Below are 24,530 nucleotides of genomic sequence, written 5' to 3' on the forward strand. Positions count from 1 at the left end.
GCCGCCCGGCCCCCCGGGCCCCGCCCCGACCCCCCCGCCCCCCCGGCCCTAATGGGGGCCCCACCCCGCGATGCCGCCGGGGTCTTCCCGGGGGGGGGGGGTGAACACACCCCCCGACCCGGTCGTCCTCGACGCCCGGTCTATGACCCGGCCTGATGCAATGACCCGGCCTGACGCTGACCCCACAGTGATGTCGAGGCCAAACCGGTGACTCCGGCGACGCAGCCGAGGACAGCGCACAGCACGATCGCACTCCTGGCACCGGCCGCGTTCGCGAGCCAGCCCAGCACGTTGTTCGCCACCACCAGCGCCAAGCTCTGCACGAGCGTCAGCAGCGACTGGACCCGGGACAAGTGCGTGTCCGGCGCGCCGGCCAGGACCAACGGGCCTATGTGACACGCGAACATGCTCGATCCCGCACCGACGACCCCTGCCGCAGCAATGGCTGCGGCAGGGGCTGGAGCCGCCGCGAGTCCGGCGAGTCCCACCGCGGCGAGCGCCAGGCCCAGGCTCGTGCCCATGCCGATCCGGCGCATAGGACCCAGGCGGGCAGCCAGCAGCGCGGCCAGGAGTATCCCGACGCCCTGCCCTGCGGCGACCAGGCCCGCCGATCCCGGCCCCCAGCCGTTGGAACGGGCCAGCAGCGGGCTGAGCAGGGAAACCGCCGGCAGCAGCCCCGCCGCAGCCGCTGCCGTCAGCAGCAGCGCGGGTCGAAGGACGGGATCCGTCGCCGCGAGCTTCACACCGTCGGAGATCCCCGCGAGCAGGCTCTCCGCGCGAGGGGACCGCTCCGCCTGGGCCGCCGGGCGCACCCACACCATGACGGCCAGGACGGCAGCAAACGTGCCCGCGTCGACCAGGGCCGTCCCGCTCAGGCCCGCCATCACCACCAGCACCGCCCCCAGCGGGGCCCCGAGCAGGGAGGCCACCTGGTCACCGGCCTGTCGCAGGGCCATCGCCCGTGGCAGTTGTTCCTTGCTCACCAGGCGGCGCGGCATGGATCCCGTCGCCGGGAGATAGAACGCATCGACGGTCCCGACCACAGCGGCAAACCCGAACAGCATCCATGGCGGCGTCCCCCAGGTCCGGGCCGCCACGGCCAGGGCCAGTACAGCCGCGAGCATCGCCACATCGCCGGTGATCATCACGCGGCGGGCGCCGAAGCGGTCACCTACGGCCCCGCCCAGCAACAGGAGCACGGTCCGCGGCAGCGTGATCGCGGTCAGCACCAGCGCGGCCAGCTGACCGCCGTGGGCACTGGCCGCCCAGCTGAGAGCGAAGTAGAGGGCTGCGTCACCGACCAGAGAGGCTCGGGTTCCCGCGAGCCAGAGCAGATACGACCGGGGAAGAACTGTTCGCGGGGGAGGGGAGACAACAGGTTCCGTGGTGCCAAGTGATGCCATGGACGCTGACCGTAGGACCCTCAAGCTGGTCGAGGGCTAGTGACGGTCCATCAGCAATTGCCGGGCGATGCTCGCCTCACCGCCCTTCCGAAGATTCCTGGCGCAAGGGACGAAGGACTATGGTGATCCAACGTCACGGATATGTAGTCTGTGAATCGTTGCAGTTCAGAGTCGAAATCTGGGCTCCTGCGGTCGGTAAAGTCGACGAGATCCACAGCATCTCCCTGCACACACGGCACGAGGTCGAAGCATCGGACACCCTCAAGTACTTCTCCGAGCGGATCCCGGCCACGTTCGCCTATGCAGGAATCGACGTCGAGTCCGGAGGCCTGCTTTCCGGCACTCGCGGTGACCAGATCGCGGGACGCTTCACCCTCGTGGCCACCCACCCGTTCCCCTACAACAAGGAATGGAAGGGCCTGGTCGCCCAGATGGAGGAAACCCTCCTCCTGCACCGGCACAAGCGCGGCACGCTGGCGCGACTCGGTCGTTTCCTCAACACCCGCACTGGCGGCATGATCGGCACCCTCGCCCACCAGATCCGCGGGGCTGCCGTCGACGCCATCCTGACCGGCACCGAGAAGATCACCAAGAGCGGTCTGCTGGCCGTCGACTTGGACATCGCCTCCGGCCGTGACCACGCGAACCCGCTGCCAACAGCAGGCAGCAAGCGGTGACAGCTCCCGCCAACGTCGCCCCACAGCTCGTTGCGCTCCCGTTCCAGGTCCGGCCCAAGCGCGTGGCAGGTCTATGACATACCTCCTTCGGTGGGATTTCCCTCTGTGGACAGGTCCGGACGACCCTGTCGGGGGAGGGGTGACGGAGGGTCAGGGGCACTCTGGGGCGGGTACAGTCGCCGGTTCGTTCTCGTTCTGCTCGCTCCGGCTGCCCTCCTCGCGGGCCTGGGCGGCGCGGAGCGCGTCCTGCGGCTTCTTCACGACCAGGTAGACCAGGCCGACGGTGATCACCACACCAGTTCCCAGCAGGCCCGCCCAGATCTGGTACCAGGGGGCGCCGGGCGGGGCGAGAATGGCCCGCGGCCAGCACACGTTGACGACCTCAAAAGCGGTCCACAGGACGGCCAGCACGTTCAGGAAGGTGCCCTTGCGTCCCAGCCGGATGTGACCGGAGGGGACCCAGGTACCGCGCAGACGGGCGATCAGGGCGGCCAGACTGACCAGGAAGAACGGCAGGAAGGTGGCCGCGGTGCCGAAGGCGATCAGGCTGCCGATCGCGGTGGCGTTCAGGCCGAGCAGCAGCCCCGTACAGCTGACGAGGGTCGAGGCGACGAGTCCGCCGATGGGGGCCTGGCGGCTGTTGACCTTTCGCACCTGGCGGGAGAAGGGGAAGACGCCGTCGCGGGCCAGCGAGTACACCCCGCGGGCGGCCCCACCCTGGGAGGCCATGGCGCAAGCGAGGAATCCGACGAGGACCACGGCCACGAAGGGTTTGTCGGACCAGGATCCGAAGGCCGTGGTGACGGCGGTGGTCACCGGGTCGAGGTCCTCTCCCGCTACGACGGCCTGCGGCGCGGGGTGGGCGAGGGCGACCGCCATCGCGTTGAGGATGACCACGACGCCGACACTGAGCAGCGCCCACCACATGGCGCGGGGCACCTGCCGGGCGGCGTCCTTGGTCTCCTCGGCGGTCGAGACGCAGGCGTCGAATCCGATGAACCCCCAGCCGGCCACGGCCAGGACGGCCAGGAAGGCGACAACGGTCGAGCCGCCGGACAATTCCTCGGCTCCGAGCGTTTCGGTGAACAGCGAGAATCCGTGCTCGCGGAAGAAGAGCAGGAGGGCGAAGCCGACCAGTACGGAGGCGATGGCCTCGGCGGCGATGCCGAGGGAGACGAACCAGCTCAGGATCCTGATGCCGTACGCGTTGACGAGCATGCAGGCGAGGAGGACTGCGGCGGCCACCGCGACCAGGGAGCCCGGCGTGGGCGTGGCGCCGACGAGGGCGAAAACCCACGGGGCCGCCAGGTAGGCGACGGTGGTGTTGCCGAACATGACGGCGAACTGCCACACCCAGCCGCTCATCCAGCCGAAGGACGGGCCGAGGAGCCGTCGGCCCCACTGGTACGGGCCGCCGGTGAGCGGCCACTGGGAGGCCAGCTCGGAGTAGACGTTCACTACGAGGCACTGGCCGAGGAGCACGATCGGCAGTGCCCAGACCCAGGCAGGCCCGGCAATCATCGTGCCGACCATCGAGACGGCGTAGAGGGCGACGACGGGCGAGACCACGGCGAAGCCCATGGCGATGTTCCCGAGGATGCCGAGGCTGCGGCTGAGCTCCTGGGTGTAGCCGAGGTCCGCCAGGCGGGCGGCGTCGGCGTCGGCACCTGCGCCGCCCGGTTCGGGGCGGGCGGGGGCAGTGTCGGGCATGGCGCACCTCTCGCAATGCGGGGCGCGCCGGCCAGCCGGTGCGCCCCGGAAACTAAATCTAACGTGGTTAGGTTGCGGGAATGCGGGGACCTTAACCCGGCCTGAACTTCTTGGGAACCCCCTCCGTGCAGGTAACCTGACGGCTGATGACGAGGGGAATCACACCGTGGGCCGACCGAACCAGCCGCTGCTCAGCCGCGGGAGCATCGCGCGCGCGGCCCTCGAACTCCTCGACGAGGAGGGCCCCCAGGCGCTGAAGATGCGCACGCTCGCCGCTCGGCTCGGGGTCAGGGGTGCGTCGCTGTACCATCACGTGGCGTCAAAGGACGACGTCCTCGACGCGGTCTCGGAACTGATCAACGAGGAGATCGATCTAAGCCCGCTCGGCGGGTCCGACTGGCGGCAGGGGATCGCCGCCTACGCGCGCGGCTACCGCCAGGTGTACCTGCGCCACCCGAACGCGATCGCCCCGGCGGCGCGGCGCGCGGTCGAGGCGGCCCCGGCCCTGCGCGGCTACGACGCGCTGCTCGCGGCCCTGATCCGGGCGGGCTGCACACCCGCCCACGCCGCCGAGGCCGCCGCTGCCATCGACTACCTGGTCCTCGGCTCGGCGCTGGAGACCTTCACCGCGGGATTCACCCGGCCGGCCGTGGAATACCGGCCCGACTACCCCGCCCTGGCCGACTCGCTGACCGGCGCCGCGGCCACCGGCGCCGGCCTGGCCGAGCTCGACGACCGCGGTTTCGAACTTGGCCTGGGGCTCGTCCTCGACGGCCTCGCGGCACGCCTGTAGACCCTGCCGGAGACCCGGCCCGTGCCATCGAATCCGGCGCGCGGGCGCGTGGCCGCTACCAGCCGAAGCGGCGGTCGATCTCACGCGCGAACTCCTCGGCGTTCAGCGCGATATCACCGCACTTCCGTCCCGTCCGCCACCGCCTCATCGCACCCGACTACCGCACCACGATGAACGAACGCTTCAGCGTCTGGAACCAAATCACCGGGCTCACCAGCATGCCCACAGCACCTTGAGCCCACGGCCCACACCCGACCCCCACCACACCCCGACACGTCCACAGCCAGACAAGCCCCGGACAAGTTGACAAGGCCCCTCGGACCATTCCTCGATCTGCGCGACCGTCAGCGATTCATCACACAGTCAGCCCAACGACCAAGACGACGACAAGTCACACCACATGCGGTGGCAGTATTAACTGGGGCTGGTGCCACGATCGAAACGACACCCTTATCGGACAGCCACGCCTACCCTGCATGTATGACCACGGGGGACGAACTGCTCCTGCTCGCGATAGTCCCGGGCAGGCGACGTATAAGGATCCGGGCCGAGGACCGGCTCCGGTTCACCCTGCGGGCCTCGGAACTGGTGGACCTGGGCCTGGCCGGACGGATCACAGTCAGCCCCCGGCGGATCGAGGTGATGGACTCCCAGCCCGTCGAGGACCGCCGCCTGAACAATGTCCTGCGCAGTCTGGTCGCGGCTGCTCCCCCACCCAGCCTCAAGGACTGGCTACGCCAGACACCGCGCTCTCTCACCATCGAGTACCTCTCCCGGCTCGAGGACCAGAAGGCGGTGCGTGTCCGCCGGTGGCGCGAGCCCGGCGGCCGAACCCGCCACGACATTCTCTCCGTCGACCTGCCGCGCCGCCGGGCGCTGCTGGCCCGTCTCGACAGCGTGGTCCGCTCCGGCTCCGCGATCTCCACCGTCGACCGCGACCTCACCCTCGCCGCCCTCGTCCAGGCTGCGGGCCTCGCCCCTGCCGCCTACCCAGGCCTGCGAGGCATCACCGACCGCCGCCGTCTGGCCACCCTCGCCGCGACCGGCCGCCTCGTCCCCGTAACAGCCAAAGCGGCCCTGGCAGCCGACGAGGAACTCGCTGCGGCACTGACCACCGGCGCCGACGTCCTCACCCGCCAACTCCTCGGCGAGCTCAGCGACCTCTACGCCGACTTCACCACCGGCGGCCACAGCCTCGGCCACGACCTGAACCCGGGCGGTTGGTCTGAGGGCGGCACAGGCGGCACCGGCCACCACAGCGGCGGGCACGGGGACGGCGGCCACGGCAACTGGTGACACCGACAACTGAGAGTCGCACACTCATCTCCGAGCCCAGTGGCTCACTGGGCGTTCGAAGCCACGGAGCCGAGCAAAGGTCTGCTCGACGAACCGCAAGTTCATGACGGTCTCCCCTGTCGAGCAGTTTGCGGATAGTTACGCAGAACGACCGTCCCGTGCGCCGAAGTTGACGGTCAAGGGAACGGAGCCGCTTGCCCGACCGGATGCCTCAGTGCGCCGGGGAGCGCTGGGGCAGGCACGGCGTGGGCCGGGTCCCTGACCGAGCAAGCCGTCACCCAACTCGCCACCATGTTCGGCACCCGCGTGACTTCGCCTGCTTGCCCCAGCCACGCAGCCCTTCGGGACTCACTCCCAGTTCCGGGCGATCTCGGTGACGGTCCGATGCGGCGAGGAACGGACGAGCGCGATCGCGTCTCGCTTGAACTCGGCCGTGTACCGCTTGCTCATGTTGCTCTTGCGCTCACTATCTGAACTGCTTCCTCCGGGACCCAATCGCCCCAGTATCAGGCTGTCCAGTTCAGCGGGGGAACTTCACGACCCGCACTCCCCCACCTTCGACCAGACCGCCGATCCGTCAGACAGACCGAAAACACTTCACGAATCCCGAAGTTGCCTCACAAACCAGCGGAGGACCTGCACGATGAAGAACCCCCTGGCCACACGCTCGGGGCCTCGGCAGAGCTCAGGGGAACTCACGGGATGTTGCACATTAGGGTCGCGTCCATGACGAGGACCACGCCGCCACGCCCGCTCGATGTTGAGGGGTTCTTCCCAGAGCTGGCCGCTTACCGCGGAACGACCACCCGGCTGCACCCGCGGCCGGGCAGCCCAGCCGTTTCGTCCAGTTCCGTGGGCGGGCCCCTGCTGTGGCCGGCGAACGAGCCGTGGCCGGTGTGCACCGAGCCGCACGCGCGCGGGACCGGCCGACGCCCCATGGACATCCACCGGCAGCGCCAGATCCTCGCCGACACTTGGAACCGCGACTCGGACTCGGGCCCCACGGACCAGGAGCGGGCGCTCCTGGTGGAGCTGGCGCAGGAGCACCACGTCGCGACGGTGGCCGACACCGACCCGCTGCCGATGATCGGCGTCGCCCAGCTCTATCGGCGGGACCTCCCCGACCTGCCGGCGGGCCCAGACGGCTGCGATCTGCTCCAGGTGTTCTGGTGTCCCTTCGACCGGCACGGAAGGACCGGGTACGGCATGTCGCTGGACCTCCGCTGGCGCCGCTCCTCCGAGGTCGCCGAGGTCCTGGCCACACACCCCCGACCAGGGGTCGTGGGCTCCGACGGGTACGTGCCGGAGCCCTGCGTGCTGCACCCGGAACAGGTGACCACATACCCGTTCGCCGGACTGCTTCCCGAGGACCTGTGCGCCCGGATCGACGCCTGGGAGGAAGCCCTTGAGGAGGAAGCCGAAAAGGTTGCGGACGACGGCGCGCCCGAGCCGCCCGCCTACCAGTACGACCTGTCCATTCCGCCCGGCTGGCGTGTCGGAGGGTTCGCATCATGGCACCTGACCGACCCCTCGCCCATGAACTGCCAGGCCTGCGCCGCACCGATGGACCTGCTGCTAACGATCGACAGCCGGGAGTGGGACGGCGGGAGCGGCAGCTGGAAACCGCTCGAGGAACAGGACCTGCCCACGCACCGGTTCGCGACGCCGACCAAGGTCACCGTGGGCCGCTGGGGTCAACTGAACGTCTTTGCCTGCCCCGCCAACCCCTCGCATCCGCACCGCTGGAGCATCCAGTAGGCCGTGGGGCCCCGGCCCCCTGCGCATGCTCGATCGAGCGGCGGCAGCACCGGCAGCGGTGAAGCCGACCGGTGCGCGGGCGGCAGGATGGCGATCTCCCGCACGAACTGCTGGCCCAGAGCCTGGTTCACGGTCTGCGCGATCTTCATCGACCGGAAGCGCCCCAATGTCGCCCACGCAGGAGAGGTGCCGCGCAGGCTCAGCACGCCGGTGCCCGGGTCGAACCGGACGGCCACCAGACCTGCGGCGAGATCCTCGACCAGCATCGGCCACTGTGTGACCACGGCGCTCTCCACGGGAACGGGCCAGCCAAAGTCATCGACGACTTCGACGACCGTCACCCGCAGCGGCACAGGCTGCGGCCCGCCGGGCCGCCGCCCGGCTGTTGATCGCCAGGCCGTCGCTGTCCCAGCAGATCAAGGCACTGGAGCGCGACCTCGGAGTGGTGCTCTTTGACCGGGATCGCCGCTCGGTGGCCCTCACCCCGGCCGGCACCGCCCTGCTGCCACACGTGCGCGCGCTGCTGGAGCGGGCCGACGACGGACCTGCACTACGCTCATACGATCATTCGTACAACCCATCAGCGGTACCGACGAAAGCAGAACACCCTCATGCACGCTGTCCGTTCACTCACCACGGCTGCAATTGTCCTCGCCCTCGCCTCCACGGCCATCGCCTGCAGTGGCAACGGCGGCACGGGACAGGGCGGTGGCCACGCGGCGGCAAGCGGCGCGCCGCAGGATGCCACGGCGGACCCCGGCGCGGACGGGAACAGCAGAACCGCAGAGTCCGGGCTGGGCAAGGTCGCCGACATGAACGGGGTGGCGGAGCTCGTCAAGTCTGCCACCGAGTGCAATGGCTTCAGCCGTGACAAGGACGACACTTTCACCGGCATTGACGGTAACTACGATGACAACGACGCTGCCGTGACTGCCCGGATCGAAGCCACCAACAAGGCCTTCTCCATCAAGGATCATGCATCCTGCTACGGCGAAAGTGCCATCGACAACGTGCACAAGATGATGCTCATCGACGACATGGCGACCTTTGAGGCCGCCTACAAGAAGTATCAGCGGTCGGACGGTGACACACACACCCGCTACTTCGTCGGCCAGAATTTCGCGGTCCAGCTCAACGGCCGCAGCGACGAGGAAGAGGCGCTCGTTCGGGCTGGCTCGCTGGGTATCAACTGCTCGCCCAACTTCGTCCCGCCGGCCGGATTCCGTAGCGAGCCGGCCCAGGCCGACGGCTGCATCCTCACCGACTACGTCGGCTGAGTCACCGCCACCTCCCCGCCACCGCGACCGCGAACAAGCGCACGGCGAAGAAAACGACCGCGAAGAAGCGCAGCTGCGGAAACGTCACAAGCCTGATGATCTCGTTCCCTTCGACCGTTCGCAGTCGCTCGGCGGCAGGCGGACGAACCGGCCCGGGGATCCAGCACAGCGAGGACCCGCCGTTCTGACGTCGTCGGCAGAAACCCCCGCCGCCTTGCGAAAGGGCTTCGGCTGCTCCGGCGGGGCGATACTGATCGTGACAGTCCCCCGCCGCCGGGCGGCCCCGGACACGGGCCCGGTCGGCGGGACACACCTGAACGAGCAGCGGGCCATGGCCTACCTGCCGGGCGACGAGACCACGGTCCTGCGGTCCCGGTCGGGCGCGGACATCACCGCCGCCTACTCGGAACTCGCAGCACTCGGACCCGTTCTTGGCCGGAGCCCGGCGAGTACCGTCGGTCGGCGCAACGCGGGCGACCGCGACAGCGGTCAGTTGCGGCCGGCCGTGATGCCGCCGTCGACGTCCCAAATGGCGCCGGTGACCCAGTCGGTCTGGTTCGACGGCAGGAAGGCGACGGTGGCGGCCACGTCGTCGGGCGTGCCGGTCCGGCCGAGCGGATGGAAGCCGTTGAAGCCGCCGAGCGCGGAATCGAGGTCCGCCTTGGGGATGAACTCCTCGTCGATCGGGGTGCGTACGACGGCGGGGGCGACGGCGTTGAAGCGGATGCCGTGCAGGACGAGTTCCATCGCCAGGTGCTGGGTGAGGGAGTTGCTGGACCCTGGTGGTCATTCGGGTTGATCAAGCGGTGAGGCTCAGTTCGAGTCGGGCGAGGTGGGTGGTTCGGGTGCGGTCGAGGGGGTGTCCGTTCCACCAGGCGTCGAGGCGGATCAGGTTCAGTGCGGCAGCGCTGTAGGTGTGTTCGAGGTGGGTTTTTGCCCGGCCGCGGTAGCGGGCGTGGTGCAGGTCGGCGACGGCGGTGGCCTGCCGGATGGTGCCCTCGACCCCAGCGCGTAAGGCGTAGTCCTTGTTCCAGTCCTTGGTCTGCTGTTGGGTGCGGGCGGCTCGCAGAGCATCGGTCATCTCCCTGGGATGCAGGGAGAGTTGGCGGCGGTTGCTCTTCGCGGTGGTGCACTGCTGCTTGAACGGGCAGGGGATGCAGTCGAGGGCGGCGAAGGTGACCACGGTCTTGGGGACGCCTTCTTGCACGACCGGGTTCCAGGTCGCGCTGGTGTGCCCTGCGGGGCAGATGGCCTGCTGAGCCGGCCAGTCGATGGTGAAGTCATGGGCGGCGAAGCCCTCCTTGGCCTTGGCCTGGCGGGAGGTGTCCAGCAGGACCGGGGTGATCAAAGCGACGCCGTAGCGGGCCAGGGAGCCGGTGATCAGTTCCGCGCTGGGATAACCGGAGTCGAGGTAGTGCTCGTCGGGGAGCAGGTCGCGGCGCTGCTGGGACTGGTGGATGCCTTCCAGGGCTTTGCTGTCGGGCAGTGTCGAGGTGGTGGTGGCGATGTTGGTGATCAGGTTCGGGTGCTTCGGCGCCCGGTCAGGGCTGGGCCGACCTGGCGCCGCGGCTTTGGAGGTCACCTCTGGTGTGGGACGGGTGGCATCGTCGGCCTGGGTGGCGCAGGTCTCGCTGATGTGGACCTTGAACCCGTTCCAGAACGTGTCGCGTTTGGCGGCCCAGCGGGCGTCGGTGTCATAGGGCGAGGTCAGGCGGATACTGGCGGGCGGGAGACCGTCACCACCCTCGGTGTCCTTCTCCCGCCGCTTGATCACCTCCCGCCCGTTCCTGGCGGTGGTGCGGGTGTAGTTCTGCAGCAGCACACACCGCAGGACCTGCACGGCGGGCAGCTCCCGCAGCCATGCGGGCTGCCCGGGCGCGTAGACCGCGCCGAGCAGGGCGAAGCCGTCACGGGCGTAGTCCAGCGCGAGGGCGTTCTGCCTGGTCTTGAAGGCCGGCATCTTCCAGGTGTCGATCCGGCGTCCGTAGCGCCGTGACCAGCCGGGCACGTCGATGACCTGGGCCAGCCAGCCCGGAGCCGCTGCCGACAGCGCCTCGACGAGCGCGCGGACCGACTCGCCCACCAGCTCCAGCCGGTTCAGGTCCCGCACCGCGGCGATCACCGCGGTGGAGTCGGTGCGCTGTTTGCCCCCGGCTCCCACCAGGCCCATCTCCTTGAGTCTGGCCAGCAGCAGGTCCAGCACCTTCTCTTCCAGGCGGTGGGCGACCACCCGGGAGCGGAACTCGCACAGCACCGTGTGGTCGAACCCGGCGTCCGCCAGGTCCAGCCCCAGCGCGTAGGCCCACGACAAACGATCCCGCACCGCCTCCGCCGCCTGCCGGTCCGTCAAGTTCTCGGCCATCTGGAACACCGTCACCAGCGCGAGCCGTCCCGGCGACCAGCCCCGCGGACCCGTTGCCCCGAAGGCGCAGGCGAACTCCGCATCGGCGAACAGCTCCCCGAACCGGTCACGGACCGCCACCGGCAGCGGAACCTGACGCCCGGAATACTTCGCCAGCACCGCCCGCGCGACCTCCGCCGCCGGCTCCGGCCACGGCTGCGGCACCATCGACACCCCGACCCACCCCCACAGCCGGGACAGACAGGAACCGGCCGCACCACGATCGTCCCGCACCCAAACGGGCAGGCACACCCCGTCAGCGAATGGCCACCAGGGTCGGACACGACCGGCAGGTACGACCCACCCCGGCGGGGCTGCGGCCCGGGGCCTCCGTTGCCCTGGACGCGGTGCAAGGAGAACGCCCACCTCAAGCGGGCGAACGAGGTGCTGCGCACCGTCTCGGCGTGCGTCGGCGGCCTCGGCCGCCCGGGCGAGGGCGGCGTCCAGCCGGATGCCCTGTCGGCACCGGGGTCTTCCGCTCCGACCTTGGCCGAGCTGACGCCTCTCCAGGGCGCGCCGAGAGCGAGGCCATGCTGGCTGGAAGGCGGTCACGGTGCGGCGGTGGCCGAAGCAGGTGGCCACGATCGCGAAGGCGTGCGTGTTCGCAAGGGCGGTGGCTCTGTCGCTCTCGTGCACGTCGCTCGCCGGAAGGGGCACTAGTCCCCATCGCACAGAAGCCCCGTAGCGGCTCCGGGAAGTTCCCAGGGCCACTACGGGCAGCCGACTCGCTGAGCCTCGCTCTGTGCCGTCCTCAGCGGGCCGGGGCCCACTGCTCCCGCGTCACGCGGGCATAGTCGGTGAAAACCCGGCGGAAAAGGTCATGACCGGTCCGGCCGGTGTGCCGTAGACACCAGTCCTGCGCCGTTTCCTGCTCCTCCTGCGGCCCGGATTCCTCGCCGCACCCGACCGTGACGCAGAAGGTTTCGTACGTGACCCCGCCTTCCGGCTCGTTCCGGATCGTGTGCGGCACGTGCCGCATGACTGAGCGCGTCATGAACACCCCCTTGAGTGTGTCTGCAGATCTCCACGTTCAGGTCACTGACGCGGGAATGATCCCCGCGCATCCTGGCCCCTGTGCATTCAGCGTCCAGGGCGAAGCAGACGTTACAACCGGCCGTACAGTCGGCTCGGGCTCCAGCGGAGCTACCAGGACTTCCGGCCGCCTTGCGATCGCACGCACTGGACGACGCTCCTCACGGGGCAAACATTGCCGGTCACGGCACTAGCACGTGGTGGACGGTGCGCTTGCCGGCCATCAGGGTGGGGAGGAGCTGCGGCGGAAGGCAGCCTCCTCCCGCTGGGCTGCGCCGTCCGGGCGTGGCTGGGTTCCGGCGAGAGCGGCGGGCCAACTTGGTTTCCAAGGCGGCGACCGAGTCCAGGGCCGCCCTCAGCGGCTCCAGCAGACTGATGGCCCCAGGCAGCGGATCCGGGCCCTTTGCCTCCCACTTGCGATACAGGGTGCGCATGCGGTCCGCAGCCTGGGCCCGGTCGGCGATCAGCCGCCCCGCCGGCTGGCTCGCCGCGTCCCGGCGCAGCCAGGTACGGCGAGGACTACGGGCGCGCCGCCGCCGGTAGTAGGCCTCACACTCCGCACCCGACCCTGCGACCGGGATCCTCCCCGACCCGCAGATCACACAGCCGACCCGCGAGATCAGCACCTGCACTGGTGCCCGGCCCGTGCGGTGTTCCGGATCCAGACGCCCTCCGCTCTGGCGGACCATGTCCCGTACCTACGCCGCCGCCCCCAGCCACCAGCACCACTCCCTGGCCGTCCATTTCGCCCTGCCGCGCGTCCTACAGCGAAAGCGGAGCGTTCTTACCCAGCGTTGCGTGCGGTCTGCGCGGCAAGCAGAATGGCGGCCAGCTGTACGGCAATCGGCTTGCGGATCTCCAGGCGCATGTCGGCCGTTTCGGCTTTTACCTCCGCTACCCAGCGGTCAAAGTGCCGGGTGAGCAGAGCGTGTTGGGTGCGGATTGCCGGGGTGGGGTTTCCTGCGGCGATCTCCGCATCGAGCATCCGCAGGCAGGTTCCAAGCAGGCGGAGGCGGACCAGATGCACGCCTTGGCGCTGGTCGAACTCCTCGGCAACCGTGGCGGGCCGGTCGGATACAGCGAACGCCTCGGCCTGTTCGGAGTGGGTCGGGCACGAGGAGCGCCTGGCCGGCGTGTTCACCGGCAGGGCGTACCCCGGGGGAAGCGCGACCCAGGCGCAGGCGCGGCGGCTGGCGACGACGCTGCGGGCACTGCTCGCCGGGCTGGGGCAGCGCGCCGTGCTCGGTCTGACCGAGGAGCAGAGCGAGCAGCACTTCGCCGACGCAGCACGTGCCCTGGCCACCTCCCGAGTGCTCGGGCCGGCATGACTGCGGGCCTCAGCGTCACGGCGGCGCTGGACGCGCACCGCCGTCGTCTCCCTCTGCGTCGGCGCGTTTCTGCTCGCCGAGGCGGGGCTCCTCGACCGGCGCCGGGCCACCACCTCCTGGCTGCACGCCGGCGAACTGGTCAGGCGCTGCCCGGACGCCGACGTACGGCCCGAGCGCCTGGTCGTCACCGACACGGGGGTGACGACCACGGCCGCCTTCAGCGCCATGTACGACTTCGCGCTGGACCTGATCCGCCGGCACAACGGCGTCGGGGTGGCCCGGACCACCGCCCGAGTGGCGCTCGTCGACGACGCGCGGACCTCCCAGACCCCGTACATCGACCCGCGGCTCCTCCCGCAGCCCGGCCGGGAGTTCTCCCAGCGGGTCATGCGGTGGCTCGACCAGAACCTCGCCGAGCGGTACGACCTCACCGCGCTCGCGGACGCCTTCAGGGTCAGCACCCGCACGCTGCTGCGCCGCTTCGCCGAAGAGACCGGACGCAGCCCGCTGACCCATCTGCAGGCCTCCCGGATCCGCCGCGCCCGCCATCTTCTGGAGACCACCGATCGCACCGTCGCCGCCGTCGCCGCGGCCGTCGGCTACCAGGACCCCGGCACCTTCGCCACCCTCTTCGCCCGCCACACCGGCCACCGCCCGAGCGCCTACCGGGCGGCCTTCCGCCGCACGGACCGAACGTCCGGCCAGGACGACGACGTCTAGTTGTATTGCCCAGCGAGGTTGGGGACACGGCTGGCGGGTGGTTAAGAAGGCGTCGAAGCCATAGTGCGAACGGAAGGCCAGCCACCGAACTCCACTCGGCTGCGGCCGGTGCAGGCATTGCGGACGGCGGGCTTGAGGTTGTTGTAACGGATGTGGCGGGTCGGAACGCCCTCATATGCGGGTCTCGCTGTCAACCCTGGAAAGCCGTGGAACCCCACAATGCGGTGCGACAGGATGAGGGTGTGACTTTGAAGTATCCCTGCGTCTGCTGCGCCCATCTGACCATGCATGGGCCGCCGGGCCCGGATCAGATCTAGCGAAACATCCCAGCCTGACGTGCCGTCACTGACACCAACCTACTGACACCAAACCGGTGTTCTGTCCCGGGAGGTGGTGGAAGTCGCTCGGGTGACGTCGATCCGCGTGCCAAGTGGCCGGCTCGTGGTGGACACCCCGTGACTGGAGGACGAAGACGGGGAGCCGCAGGAGCTCGCGGTTGACACCAACTCACCCACTCACACGCCGAGTGTGGCGGCATTCCGCCATGGCCGACATCCGCCCGACTCGGTCCGTTGATCCTGCCCGGACCCAACTGCGAGATTGGCCAGGCGGCTCAGGTGTTCTCGTGTCTGTGGGCCTGGCCGCACGGTGATGTTTCACTCCTTGGTTAGGAGCACAATGGCGCGACTAAGACGAACAGGTGTGATGACCGCGGCGTCGGCCGTGCTGATCGCCGCGGCGCTGATTGCGCCTGCGGCCGCAGCCGCCGACCCGACGAGCCCGACTGGCTCCGAGAGTGCTGGCGCGAGCAAGGTCGAACCCGCTGATCCCGACGGGCCACAGGGGCCGGGTCGGTCGCCCGTTGCCGGGCTTGACGACCGGGCCGGGCGCGACAACCCGGATTCGATCTACAGGGCAGGGAAGACCGACGGGTTCCAGCCGCTGACCGACGACTCGCTGTCGGATACTGCGGCCGAGAAGCTGGGCAACGCCGACACCAGGCTGCTGCAGCAGGCGCAGGCGTCGAAGAAGAAGTCTGTCACGGTGTTGATGCTGGCCCGGAAGGGCGCGACCGAGGACGTCGTCGCCGCGGTGGAGAAGGCCGGCGGGACCGTCGGATCGGTGACCGGAAAGGTCGGCTACGTCCGGGCTACCGTCCCGACCGATAGCGTGGCCACCTTGGCCGGCCTTCGGTCGGTCGCGGCGATCGACCTGAACCGGACGTACAAGATCCCGGGCCCGGATCTGGGCGCCGCGGGTGCGAGGACGGCGGCAACGAAGGCCGCGGGGCCGACCGCGCCCGGCGCGAACACGCCCGCCGACAACCCGTACCTACCGATCAACGAGACCGGCGCCGAGGCCTTCGTCAAGGACAACCCGGCCTGGGACGGGCGCGGCACGGTCGTCGGCGTGCTGGACACCGGCGTCGACGTCGAGCATCCCGCGCTGCAGACGACCAGCGACGGAAAGTCCAAGGTTGTCGATTGGGTAACCGAGACCGATCCGGTCACCGACCGCGACGGCAGCTGGGTGCGGATGTCCGCCACCAAGACGGGTCCGACGTTCAGCTACCTGGGCAAGACCTGGACGATCCCGGAGGGCACGTTCCAATTCGGCGTGTTCTACGAGAGTGCGACGGCCGGGAGCGACTTCGAGGGCGACCTCAACCGGGACGGCGACACCCGGGACTTCTACGGGGTTCTGTACGACCCGACCACACACAGGATCTGGGTCGACGGCAACAACAACCAGGACCTCACCGACGAGACACCGATGGCCCCGTTCGCGGTCGACCGCCAGGTCGGCCACTTGGGGAGCGACGACCCCGCAACACCACAGAACGAGCGCATCCCGTTCGTCGTCGAGTACCGCGACAACGTCGATCTCTCCCCGCTCGGCGGCAGCAACGTCGGCAAGACCGCGAACTACGTGTCTATCGGGTTGCCGGTCGCCTCGCACGGCACCCATGTGGCGGGGATCATCGCCGGCACGTCGATGTTCGGCGGCCAGATGCACGGCGCCGCACCGGGCGCGCAGATCGTGTCCGCCCGCGCCTGCACTTGGGGCGGTGGCTGCACCCAGGCGGCACTGACCGAGGGCATGATCGACCTGGTCACCAATCGCCATGTCGACGTCGTCAACCTGTCCATCGGCGGGCTTCCCGCGTTGAACGACGGCTCCGACGTGATCGCCGCGCTCTACGACAAGCTGATCGGCCACTTCGGCGTGCAGATCATCATGGCCGCCGGCAACGACGGCCTCGGCACCAACACCGTCAGCTCGCCGTCCGTGGCGGGCAAGGCCATCTCGGTCGCCGCGTCCGTCAGCTCGGACACCTGGTGGGCCGGCTACGGGTCGAAGGTTGCCACCAAGCAGGGCATCTTCGGCTTCTCCTCCCGCGGCCCCGCTGAGAACGGGGCACTGGCGCCGCAGGTGTCCGCGCCCGGCGCCGCCATCTCCTCGATCCCGATGTGGTTGTCCGGTGAAGCCGTCCCCGAGGCCGGGTATTCGCTGCCGGCCGGGTACGGCATGGCCAACGGCACCTCCATGGCGGCCCCGCAGGTCGCCGGAGCGGCGGCGCTGCTGCTATCGGCCGCCAAGGCCCATTCGCTGACGGTCAGCTCGGCGGCGCTGAAAACCGCCCTGACCGGCACCGCCGACCCGATCCCCGGCGTCCCGACCGTCGCGCAGGGCGCCGGCATCATCGACACCGTCGCAGCCTGGAAGCAGCTGAGCGCTGGCATCAACACCAATGAGCTCACTGTGTCGGCTCCCGTTTGTAGTTCGCTGTCCGGCCTGCTCGCGACTCCGAACACCGGCGTCGGCATCTACAACCGTTGTCTGCCAACGGAAGGCGGCCAGGTGACCGGTGCGCAGAAGACCTACAAGGTCAGCGTCACCCGGACCAGCGGTGCTGCCGGGAACGTCGTGCACCGGATCGGTTGGATCGGCAACGACGGCACATTCAGCGCCCGCGCGGCAATGTCCCTGCAGCTCGGAAAGGCGGCCGATATCGCGGTCACCGCGACCGCGAAGACCTCCGGCGTGCATAGCGCGATCCTGACCATTGATGACCCGGCGACGGGCGGCATCGACCGGTTCGTCGCCGTCACCGTGCTGGTGACCAAGCCGCTGGCCAAACCCGACTACGCGGTCACCAGTTCCGGCACGCTCGGCCGAACCGGAACCACCTCACTGCTGGTGCCCGTTCCCGAGGGCGTCGAAGCACTGCAGCTGACCCTGGGCGGGCTCGCCGACGGCAGCCAGGTCCGCGCATTGCCCATCGACCCCGACGGCATGCCCGCGGACTCCAACGCCAGTTACCACTGCTACACCAACTACACCGACCCGGCGAACTGCAACGCCACCGCACGACCGGTGTACCGGCCCAAACCCGGCATCTGGGAGTTCGTGATCGAGTCTCGCAGGACGTCTCCGGTCGAACAGAACCCGTACACAGCGACGGTTTCGCTGCAGGGCATGTCGTTCGATCCGGGGACCGTCACAGTCGACAAGGTGACGATGAACTCGCCGACGAATGTCGGCTCGACGGGGACGAACACCTTTGGCCCCGCGATCGCCCACGTCGCAACTGGCGAGATCGGCGATGTCCGCAATTTGTTCTCGACGGTCTCGCAGGGCGAAATCACGTCCAACATGCTCTATGTTCCGCGTCAGACGACCCGGCTCGACGTGACGCTGACGCCCAGAGACGCTGCCGACCTGGACTTCTATGTGTATTTCAACGGCAGGCCGATAGGCCAGAGCACCACGACCGGGGACTCGCCCGAGCACATCGTCATCGATGATCCGCAGCCGGGTACGTACTTCATCGTGGTCGCGGGAGTCGCCGTGCCCGGAGACAACGTCACGTTCGACTACCACCAGGAGATGTACTCGAAGGGCCTCGGCACGATCACGCCGAAATCCGACGCGAAGTACACGGTTGCCATGGGCCAGTCGATGCCGGTCGACGGGGCAATGATCGTCAGCGCTCGGCAGTTGACCAAGGATCCCATGGTCGGCCGGGTCCGAGTGGCCAACGAGTACGGCACGATCATCGGGGCGGCGGACGTCACGATCGCCACTGTCGATGTCCCCAAACTCGATCTGGTCGCGTGGGCCCCGCCATTCGTCGGCGCGGCCCTCAATGAGAGCGGCGTAGTCGCGGGGGATCGCCAGTACAACTCCAGGATGACGCCGACCATCTGGACAGCCGCCGACGGGTTCACCAACCTGGACCTTGCCGGGGGCAAGTACGGATCGGCTCTGGACCTGAATGACGGCCAGATCGCCGTCGGTATCGCGACGGACAGTGCATTGCGTACTCTTCCCGCCCAATGGGCCAAGGATGGATCGCTCACCGTGCTCGGCGTCCCGGATTGGCGGCCCTATTCCAGCGGCTACGCGACCGCCGTGAATAACAAGGGGGTGGTCACCGGATTCTCCGAAGCAATCGTCAAGGAGTCTGACGGCAAGAACCACAGCTACAGTGACGGGTTCGTGCGGACGCCGGATGGGACGTTCAGCAAGCTGGCCCACCTGTCCTCGGATCTGACGGGAACCCAGGCGCGCGCCATCAACGATGCCGGAATGATCGTCGGTGCCTCGCGCACCGATGGCCATGTGCCGCACGCGGTCACCTGGGGTGCGACGTCAGGTGTTATTCAGGATCTCGGCACGCTTCCGGGACAGTATTCGGGCCAGGCGAACGATGTGAACGCCTCCGGGACCATCGTGGGGACCAGCGGTGACGACGCGTTCGTGTGGACCAAGGCCGGCGGAATGCAGCGCCTTGCCGACTACGGATACAACGCGACCGGCGAGAAAGTCACCGACGACGGGTGGATCCTCGGAACTGTCGAACTTTTCCCGGACGTCGCGGTGTCGGCGATGTGGGACCCGCAGGGACGGCTCTGGGATCTGTCCGGCATGGTGCCGCTCTCTGTCGGTGATCGATTCACGCCGACCTACAGCTTCGACATCAACGATCACCACCAGCTCATGGTCTACGGCGAGGGCGGCCCGAACGCCGCCTGGTCCAGCTCGGTGATGCTGAGGATCCCGGCAGGTCTGGGCAACTAGGCCCCGGCGCCATCTCGTCCCGTCGAGCCACCGCAGTCGGTGGCTCGACGGGACGAAGGCGTTCAAAGCCACCCTCGGTCCCGCGCGTGCCAGCCAAGCAACACCCGGGAATCGGTGCCGGCCAGATCCATCAGCCTGCGGACCCTGCGCGGCATGGTCCGCAGGCTGATACCCAGTCGGGCAGCGACCGCGGCATCGGTGTTCCCAGCCAGCAACAGCATCAGGACCAACGCCCGATAGACCCGCTCGGCCGTCGCGTCGACATCGACCCCGATGAGTGAGCTCAGCGGGGAGGGGCGACTGGGGTCGGGCATGGCGCGAACTATAGGTCCGTTACCGAACTGCTGGGTGATGGGTGGGCTCCGTCAGATACGTAGCCCCAGCACATGGCCAGCCGCCCGCCAAAAGCCAAGCGTCGGGCGGCCAGCGCGAGAGCGTACGAGGGCGGCCGACTCGGAGGCTCGTCTCGGCAACGTACCCGTCTCGCGGTCCTGGGGACCATCCCCGCGGGCGCGGGGACCACCTGCAGGACTGCCCAGGAGCAACGGTGATGCCGGGACCGTCCCCGCACCCGTGGGGATAGTTCTTCGACGACGGGTGAACTGAGCCGAGGGCCACGGACGGCAGATGAAAAGTGAGCCACTCCGGCGAAGCCGACGTTGGTGACTTACTCGTACTGATCCCACTGCGGGCCGAGGTCGACAATCTGGCCCAGGCCGTGCACCGGGCGGACCTTGTAGACGCCCTGGGCGCCGACGCGGATGCCTCGCGGCCTCGTCCTCGATCCGGGCGAGCACGGCGGCAATCGCCCGCTCGTGTGCGGCCTCGATCGCCCGCCGCGTCTCCTCATCCCCGAGGGCCCACAGGAGAGTGAGGGTCGGCTGCGGGCGGAAGGCCAGATCGAACCCGGTGACGTTCACCCGCCGCCCGAGCGCCCCGGCCCGGCGCGCGGCCTCGGGCTTCTTCCCGGCGGCCAGTTGGTCGGCCTCGATCCGGCCGGCGTGCGGGTGCCGGCCTTCGCCGAAGAGGTTGCGCAGCTGCGCCTCGGTGACGATGTCGCCAGGCCGAGGACGGCAAGGCCCCGGCCCATCCATCGCCCGGCCGGGACCCCGGCCTCATCCTGCGCCTTGCGCAGGGGTGTGCGGGCCGGGCGGCGGCCGTCGCCGACGACGACCTGGCGCAGGTAGTAGCGGTACATCTGCCCGGCGGTGATCAGCGCGATATCCATCATGGAGACCACGCCACACGGCCCTGACCTGCGAAGAAGGGCCGATCGGTCGCACCTCCCAGCGTCAGGTGGCGGCGGCCACCGGACTGGCGGACGCCGAGGCGTACGAGCACCTGGCCGAGCTGCTGCTCAACGGCCTGACCAAGGCGTGACGACGTACAAGGTCATCCAGGTGGCCCGCCACACGACCGATGAGTGGACGACCTGGGCAAGCCGCGGGCGTCACGCGCCCGCGGTCTCCTGCTCCAGCCGCCGCTCCAGGCCCAGGATCAGCGCCTCCAGACCCGTCGTGAAGGCGCGGTCGGCGCGGGCGGCCTTGTCGGAGCCTGGGGAGTCCGCCAACGCGGCGGCCAGCACCGGCACATGGGGGACATGACCGGAGGGGTCGATCATCAGCGGCGGCGCCACCAGGTCCAGCGCCGACCCCAGCAGGAACGACTCGACGCCGGTGAGCACGTCCACGAGCGCCTCCCGCGGCCACCCGCCGCGCGCCAGGGCCGTGACCACGGCCTCGTACATGGCCAGGGTGGCGGGCGAGCTGATGGTGGTCGTCGCCAGCAGGCTGATGGCGTGCGGGTGCCGGGCGAACGCCGCACGGTAGGACCGTCCCCACACGGCGAGCGCCTGCAGCCAGGGCAGGGAGTCGAAGGCGGAGACGTCCATCTCCTCGACGACCAGCCGCCGCACCGCCTCAATGACGGCCGCCCTGCCGTCCAGATGGTTGTAGAGCGACGCCGCCTTGACGCCGAGGCGGGCGGCGAGCCGCGGCATGCTGAAGGCATCCGCTCCCTCCTCGTCGATCATCGCCAGCGCCTCGCGAGCGATCAACTCCGGGCTCAGAGCGGGCGTACGCGGTCTGCCTCTGGTGTCCATCGGTGCACCGATCCCCCTTCTTCGGCCTCGGCAGGGGCCGAGGTCTTCACAGGCGCTGCCGTACAGAGTACGGTCCTGCGCAGTTCGGACTAAAGCCTTTAGTTTTTCTCCGTTCCGGCGTGCCGTTCCCGTCCCCGTGGGGCGGAAACGGTTCCGGCTGCACACCCAGGAGCGCCCGTGTCCTCATCCCCACCCGCGTCCGCCCCACCCCCCTGGTCCGCTTCGGCGGACCGCACCACGACCCCCGCTGCGCCCGGCTCCACCCTGGGCGCCGACGTCCTCCAGGGCGGCGCGGTCGGCACGAGCGACCTCGTCTTCTTCGTCGTGGCCGCCGCCGCGCCCCTGACCGTCATGGCCGGTGTCGCGCCGCTCGCCATCGGCATGGCCGGCAAGGCCGCACCCCTCGGCTATCTGATCTCGGGCGTCCTCCTGATCGTCTTCGCCGCCGGCTTCACCGCCATGAGCCGCTACGTGCGCAACGCCGGCGCCTTCTACGCCTACATCGGCCGCGGACTGGGCCGCCCGACGGGCGCGGGCTCCGCCTACGTGGCGCTGTTCTCCTACAACGCCATCGAAGTCGGCCTCCTCGTGGCCTTCGGCTGGTTCGCCGAGTCCGGGATCCAGGATCTCGCCGGCGTGCGCATCGCCTGGTGGGTATGGGCCCTGGCCGGGCTGGTGGCCATCGGCGTCCTCGGCTATCTCCGGGTCACCCTCAGCGCCAAGGTCCTCGGCGTCGCCCTCGTCCTGGAGGTGCTGGTGCTCCTCGTCTTTGAGGCGGGCGTCTTCGCCCACGGCGGCGGCCCCCAGGGCCTGGACGTCACCTCGCTGTCCGTGGGCAACCTCGCGGACGCCGGCGTCGGCGGCATGTTCGTCCTCGCCATCGGCGCCTTCGTCGGCTTCGAGGCCACCGCCATCTACGCCGAGGAGGCCCGCGACCCCGAGCGCACGGTCCCGCGCGCCACGTACGCGGCCGTCGCCTTCCTCGCGCTCTTCTACACCTTCACCGTCTGGATGATCTGCAACGCCTACGGCTCCGAGCACGCACAGGCCGTCGCGAACGGAAATGGCGGCGCCGACATGGTCTTCACCGCCACCGAACGGTTCGTCGGCGCCTGGGCCTCCGACGCGATGCACCTGCTCATCATCACCAGCGCCTTCGCCGCCACCCTCGCCTTCCACAACGGCGCCGCCCGCTACTTCTACGCCCTGGGCCGCGAGGGACTCCTGCCGCGCCGCCTCGGCACCACCAGCCCCCGCACCCAGGCCCCGGCCCTCGCCGTCGTCGTGCAGTCGGTGATCGCCCTCGCGGTGATCGTGGTGACCCTGGCCACCGGCGTCGACCCGTACACCGTCACGTTCCTGTGGACCAACGGTCCCGGCATTCTCGGCGTCATGCTGATGCAGGCCCTCGCCGCCCTCGCCGTGCACGGCTTCTTCCGGAGCGACCGGCGCTCCATGTCCGTCTGGCGCGTCACCGTGGCACCCCTCGTCGCCTGCGCCGGCCTGTGCGTTCTCATCGTGCTGGTCTGCCGCAACCTCGACCTGCTCACCGGCGCCTCGAACGCCGTGAACGCGGCGCTCCTCGCCCCGCTGCCCGTCCTGTTCGCCGTCGGCGTCGTCGTGGCCCTGCGCATCCGGCGCACCGACCCCGAGGCCTACGCGCGCCTGACGACCGTCGACGCCGAGAAACCGGCATGAACTCGGCGGCGGCCCGCCCGGCCGCCGCACCCACCGTCCCCGCCCCACCTCGACAGATCAGGAGCTCCGCGCACCGTGTCCTCAACTCTGGTCCTCCTCGGGACCGTTCGCACCGGCACCCCCGAGCACGGCGACACCACCGCCCTCGCCGTGCGCGACGGCAAGGTCGTCGCCCTGGGACGCGACGCCGAGAGCCTCGCGGCCGACGCCGCGGAGGTGATCGACCTCGGCGAGAGCCTGCTGATGCCGGCCTTTGGCGACGGCCACGCCCACCCCCTCTTCGGCGGCCTCGAACACTTCGGGCCGCAGATCAAGGAGCTGACGTCGGTCGACGCCGTCGTGGCCGAGGTGGGGCGCTGGGCCGCCGAGCACCCCGAGGCGGAGTGGATCGTCGGCGCGTCCTACGACCCGGCACTCGCCCCCGACGGCGAGTTCGACGCGCGCTGGCTGGACAAGGCCGTCGCCGACCGCCCCGTCGTGCTGCGCGCCTACGACTACCACACGGTCTGGTGCAACACGGAGGCCCTGCGCCGGGCCGGCGTCGACGAGCACACCGCCGACCCACGCCTCGGGCGGATCGTACGCCGACCCGACGGCACCCCGCTGGGCACCCTGCGCGAGTGGCACGCCTGCGACCTCGTCCTCGACCAGGTCCCGCGGCGGCCCGTCGGCGAACTCGTCGACGCGATCGCCCTCGCCGGCGAGACGTACGCTCGCGCCGGACTGACCTGGGTGCAGGACGCCTGGGTGGAGCCGGAGATGGTCGACGCCTACCTGGCCGCCGAGCGGGCCGACGCCCTCGCGGTCCGCGTGAACCTCGCACAGCGCGCCGACCCTGACCGCTGGCGCGCGCAGCGTGCCGCCTTCGCGCGAACCCGCGCCCGCGTCGAACGCGAGGCCGGCGACCTGCTCTCCGCCCGCACGGTCAAGTTCTTCAGCGACGGCGTGATCGAAGGCGGCACCGCCGCTCTGCTCAACCCCTACGACGACGCCCCGCACAGCTGCGGCATGCCCGTGTGGGAGCCCGCCGCCCTGGCCGAGGCGGTCCGCGCCTTCGACGCCGACGGCTTCCAGATCCACATCCACGCCATCGGCGACGCGGGCGTCCGGGCCTCCCTGGACGCCGTCGAGTCGGCCATCGCGGCGAACCCGCCACGGGACCGCCGCCCGGTGATCACGCACGTGCAGCTCGTGGACCCCGCGGATCTGCCCCGCTTCGCCCGCCTCGGTGTGATAGCCAACTTCGAGCCG

General features: G+C 69.7%; 20 protein-coding genes and 3 pseudogenes. 11 read left to right on the top strand and 12 right to left on the bottom strand.

Going from position 1 to position 24,530, the window contains the following annotated elements; translation table 11 throughout:
- Nucleotides 1-140: 140 nt before the first annotated feature.
- Nucleotides 141-1,403, bottom strand: coding sequence for an MFS transporter (locus ACIBB8_RS34365; protein WP_398958879.1), 1,263 nt, complete (start codon nt 1,401-1,403; stop codon nt 141-143).
- Nucleotides 1,404-1,603: 200 nt separating this feature from the next.
- Here ACIBB8_RS34365 and ACIBB8_RS34370 point away from each other — a divergent pair.
- Nucleotides 1,604-2,080 (top strand): annotated as a pseudogene (locus ACIBB8_RS34370) (ATP/GTP-binding protein); the annotation flags it as partial.
- 150 nt (nt 2,081-2,230) lie between these two features.
- On the opposite strand, the gene ACIBB8_RS34375 reads toward ACIBB8_RS34370, so the two are convergent.
- Nucleotides 2,231-3,790: an APC family permease gene (locus tag ACIBB8_RS34375; RefSeq protein WP_398958881.1), complete on the bottom strand. Its 1,560-nt coding sequence runs from the start codon at nt 3,788-3,790 to the stop codon at nt 2,231-2,233.
- Nucleotides 3,791-3,956: 166 nt separating this feature from the next.
- Between ACIBB8_RS34375 and ACIBB8_RS34380 the strand changes: the two genes are divergently transcribed.
- Nucleotides 3,957-4,583 (top strand): TetR/AcrR family transcriptional regulator C-terminal domain-containing protein, encoded by a 627-nt coding sequence (locus tag ACIBB8_RS34380; protein WP_398958883.1) that lies wholly within the window; start codon nt 3,957-3,959, stop codon nt 4,581-4,583.
- 480 nt (nt 4,584-5,063) lie between these two features.
- Nucleotides 5,064-5,879, top strand: coding sequence for a GPP34 family phosphoprotein (locus tag ACIBB8_RS34385; protein ID WP_398958885.1), 816 nt, complete (start codon nt 5,064-5,066; stop codon nt 5,877-5,879).
- 348 nt (nt 5,880-6,227) lie between these two features.
- Here ACIBB8_RS34385 and ACIBB8_RS34390 read toward each other — a convergent pair whose 3' ends face one another.
- Nucleotides 6,228-6,329: a transposase gene (locus tag ACIBB8_RS34390; RefSeq protein WP_398958887.1), complete on the bottom strand. Its 102-nt coding sequence runs from the start codon at nt 6,327-6,329 to the stop codon at nt 6,228-6,230.
- 276 nt (nt 6,330-6,605) lie between these two features.
- On the opposite strand from ACIBB8_RS34390, the gene ACIBB8_RS34395 reads away from it, so the two are divergent.
- Nucleotides 6,606-7,637 carry a hypothetical protein gene (locus ACIBB8_RS34395; RefSeq protein ID WP_398958889.1) on the top strand — a complete coding sequence of 344 codons (1,032 nt, stop codon included), beginning with the start codon at nt 6,606-6,608 and terminating at the stop codon, nt 7,635-7,637.
- Here ACIBB8_RS34395 and ACIBB8_RS34400 read toward each other — a convergent pair.
- Nucleotides 7,574-7,978, bottom strand: coding sequence for a DciA family protein (locus tag ACIBB8_RS34400; RefSeq protein ID WP_398958891.1), 405 nt, complete (start codon nt 7,976-7,978; stop codon nt 7,574-7,576). The two genes, ACIBB8_RS34395 and ACIBB8_RS34400, sit on opposite strands and share 64 nt — an antisense overlap.
- 23 nt (nt 7,979-8,001) lie before the next feature.
- On the opposite strand from ACIBB8_RS34400, the pseudogene ACIBB8_RS34405 reads away from it, so the two are divergent.
- Together ACIBB8_RS34405 and ACIBB8_RS34410 are read left to right on the top strand one after the other, a co-directional pair.
- Nucleotides 8,002-8,178 (top strand): annotated as a pseudogene (locus ACIBB8_RS34405) (LysR family transcriptional regulator); the annotation flags it as partial.
- Nucleotides 8,179-8,248: 70 nt separating this feature from the next.
- Nucleotides 8,249-8,914, top strand: coding sequence for a hypothetical protein (locus tag ACIBB8_RS34410; protein ID WP_398958893.1), 666 nt, complete (start codon nt 8,249-8,251; stop codon nt 8,912-8,914).
- Between the two features lie 489 nt (nt 8,915-9,403).
- Here the strand turns inward: ACIBB8_RS34410 and ACIBB8_RS34415 are convergent.
- The 5 genes and pseudogenes from ACIBB8_RS34415 to ACIBB8_RS34435 form a co-directional block, all read right to left on the bottom strand.
- A pseudogene (locus ACIBB8_RS34415) lies at nt 9,404-9,673 on the bottom strand (SDR family NAD(P)-dependent oxidoreductase); the annotation flags it as partial.
- Nucleotides 9,674-9,713: 40 nt separating this feature from the next.
- Nucleotides 9,714-11,567 carry a transposase gene (locus tag ACIBB8_RS34420; RefSeq protein ID WP_398958895.1) on the bottom strand — a complete coding sequence of 618 codons (1,854 nt, stop codon included), beginning with the start codon at nt 11,565-11,567 and terminating at the stop codon, nt 9,714-9,716.
- Nucleotides 11,568-12,066: 499 nt separating this feature from the next.
- Nucleotides 12,067-12,309, bottom strand: coding sequence for a hypothetical protein (locus ACIBB8_RS34425; RefSeq protein ID WP_398958897.1), 243 nt, complete (start codon nt 12,307-12,309; stop codon nt 12,067-12,069).
- A gap of 220 nt (nt 12,310-12,529) precedes the next feature.
- The gene (locus ACIBB8_RS34430) at nt 12,530-13,036 is read right to left on the bottom strand and encodes a hypothetical protein (protein WP_398958899.1); all 507 of its coding nucleotides are present in this window, start codon (nt 13,034-13,036) and stop codon (nt 12,530-12,532) included.
- 95 nt (nt 13,037-13,131) lie between these two features.
- Complete coding sequence (locus tag ACIBB8_RS34435; RefSeq protein WP_398958901.1) at nt 13,132-13,488, bottom strand: hypothetical protein; 357 nt, start codon at nt 13,486-13,488, stop codon at nt 13,132-13,134.
- Here ACIBB8_RS34435 and ACIBB8_RS34440 point away from each other — a divergent pair.
- The 3 genes from ACIBB8_RS34440 to ACIBB8_RS34450 all read left to right on the top strand — a co-directional run bounded on the left by ACIBB8_RS34440 (nt 13,481) and on the right by ACIBB8_RS34450 (nt 19,480).
- Entirely contained in the window at nt 13,481-13,675 is a 195-nt protein-coding gene (locus ACIBB8_RS34440; protein WP_398958902.1) for a hypothetical protein, read from the top strand. The genes ACIBB8_RS34435 and ACIBB8_RS34440 overlap by 8 nt on opposite strands.
- Nucleotides 13,676-14,395: a GlxA family transcriptional regulator gene (locus ACIBB8_RS34445; RefSeq protein ID WP_398958916.1), complete on the top strand. Its 720-nt coding sequence runs from the start codon at nt 13,676-13,678 to the stop codon at nt 14,393-14,395.
- 705 nt (nt 14,396-15,100) lie between these two features.
- Nucleotides 15,101-19,480, top strand: coding sequence for a S8 family serine peptidase (locus tag ACIBB8_RS34450; RefSeq protein ID WP_398958904.1), 4,380 nt, complete (start codon nt 15,101-15,103; stop codon nt 19,478-19,480).
- Nucleotides 19,481-19,542: 62 nt separating this feature from the next.
- On the opposite strand, the gene ACIBB8_RS34455 is transcribed toward ACIBB8_RS34450, so the two are convergent.
- From ACIBB8_RS34455 to ACIBB8_RS34465, 3 genes are all read right to left on the bottom strand, one after another.
- Nucleotides 19,543-19,794 (bottom strand): hypothetical protein, encoded by a 252-nt coding sequence (locus tag ACIBB8_RS34455; protein WP_398958906.1) that lies wholly within the window; start codon nt 19,792-19,794, stop codon nt 19,543-19,545.
- A 51-nt stretch (nt 19,795-19,845) separates the two neighbouring features.
- Nucleotides 19,846-20,574: a relaxase domain-containing protein gene (locus tag ACIBB8_RS34460; RefSeq protein WP_398958908.1), complete on the bottom strand. Its 729-nt coding sequence runs from the start codon at nt 20,572-20,574 to the stop codon at nt 19,846-19,848.
- Between the two features lie 356 nt (nt 20,575-20,930).
- On the bottom strand, nt 20,931-21,581 hold the full coding sequence (locus ACIBB8_RS34465) for a TetR/AcrR family transcriptional regulator (protein WP_398958910.1): 651 nt from the start codon (nt 21,579-21,581) through the stop codon (nt 20,931-20,933).
- Nucleotides 21,582-21,758: 177 nt separating this feature from the next.
- Here ACIBB8_RS34465 and ACIBB8_RS34470 point away from each other — a divergent pair, with 177 nt between their 5' ends.
- Entirely contained in the window at nt 21,759-23,279 is a 1,521-nt protein-coding gene (locus tag ACIBB8_RS34470; protein WP_398958912.1) for an APC family permease, read from the top strand.
- A 75-nt stretch (nt 23,280-23,354) separates the two neighbouring features.
- Nucleotides 23,355-24,530: amidohydrolase (locus ACIBB8_RS34475; RefSeq protein WP_398958914.1), on the top strand; the 1,176-nt coding region annotated here is incomplete at its 3' end.

This window comes from Streptomyces sp. NPDC051286, from assembly GCF_044455345.1.
Lineage (GTDB): Bacteria > Actinomycetota > Actinomycetes > Streptomycetales > Streptomycetaceae > Streptomyces.

What these genes read in the sequence shown, in the direction of transcription:
- ACIBB8_RS34365 (WP_398958879.1), bottom strand. Translation starts at nt 1,403, where the DNA reads ATGGCATCACTTGGCACCACGGAACCTGTTGTCTCCCCTCCCCCGCGA.
- ACIBB8_RS34375 (WP_398958881.1), bottom strand. Translation starts at nt 3,790, where the DNA reads ATGCCCGACACTGCCCCCGCCCGCCCCGAACCGGGCGGCGCAGGTGCC.
- ACIBB8_RS34385 (WP_398958885.1), top strand. Translation starts at nt 5,064, where the DNA reads ATGACCACGGGGGACGAACTGCTCCTGCTCGCGATAGTCCCGGGCAGG.
- ACIBB8_RS34390 (WP_398958887.1), bottom strand. Translation starts at nt 6,329, where the DNA reads ATGAGCAAGCGGTACACGGCCGAGTTCAAGCGAGACGCGATCGCGCTC.
- ACIBB8_RS34395 (WP_398958889.1), top strand. Translation starts at nt 6,606, where the DNA reads ATGACGAGGACCACGCCGCCACGCCCGCTCGATGTTGAGGGGTTCTTC.
- ACIBB8_RS34410 (WP_398958893.1), top strand. Translation starts at nt 8,249, where the DNA reads ATGCACGCTGTCCGTTCACTCACCACGGCTGCAATTGTCCTCGCCCTC.
- ACIBB8_RS34425 (WP_398958897.1), bottom strand. Translation starts at nt 12,309, where the DNA reads ATGACGCGCTCAGTCATGCGGCACGTGCCGCACACGATCCGGAACGAG.
- ACIBB8_RS34430 (WP_398958899.1), bottom strand. Translation starts at nt 13,036, where the DNA reads ATGGTCCGCCAGAGCGGAGGGCGTCTGGATCCGGAACACCGCACGGGC.
- ACIBB8_RS34450 (WP_398958904.1), top strand. Translation starts at nt 15,101, where the DNA reads ATGACCGCGGCGTCGGCCGTGCTGATCGCCGCGGCGCTGATTGCGCCT.
- ACIBB8_RS34455 (WP_398958906.1), bottom strand. Translation starts at nt 19,794, where the DNA reads ATGCCCGACCCCAGTCGCCCCTCCCCGCTGAGCTCACTCATCGGGGTC.
- ACIBB8_RS34460 (WP_398958908.1), bottom strand. Translation starts at nt 20,574, where the DNA reads ATGGATGGGCCGGGGCCTTGCCGTCCTCGGCCTGGCGACATCGTCACC.
- ACIBB8_RS34465 (WP_398958910.1), bottom strand. Translation starts at nt 21,581, where the DNA reads ATGGACACCAGAGGCAGACCGCGTACGCCCGCTCTGAGCCCGGAGTTG.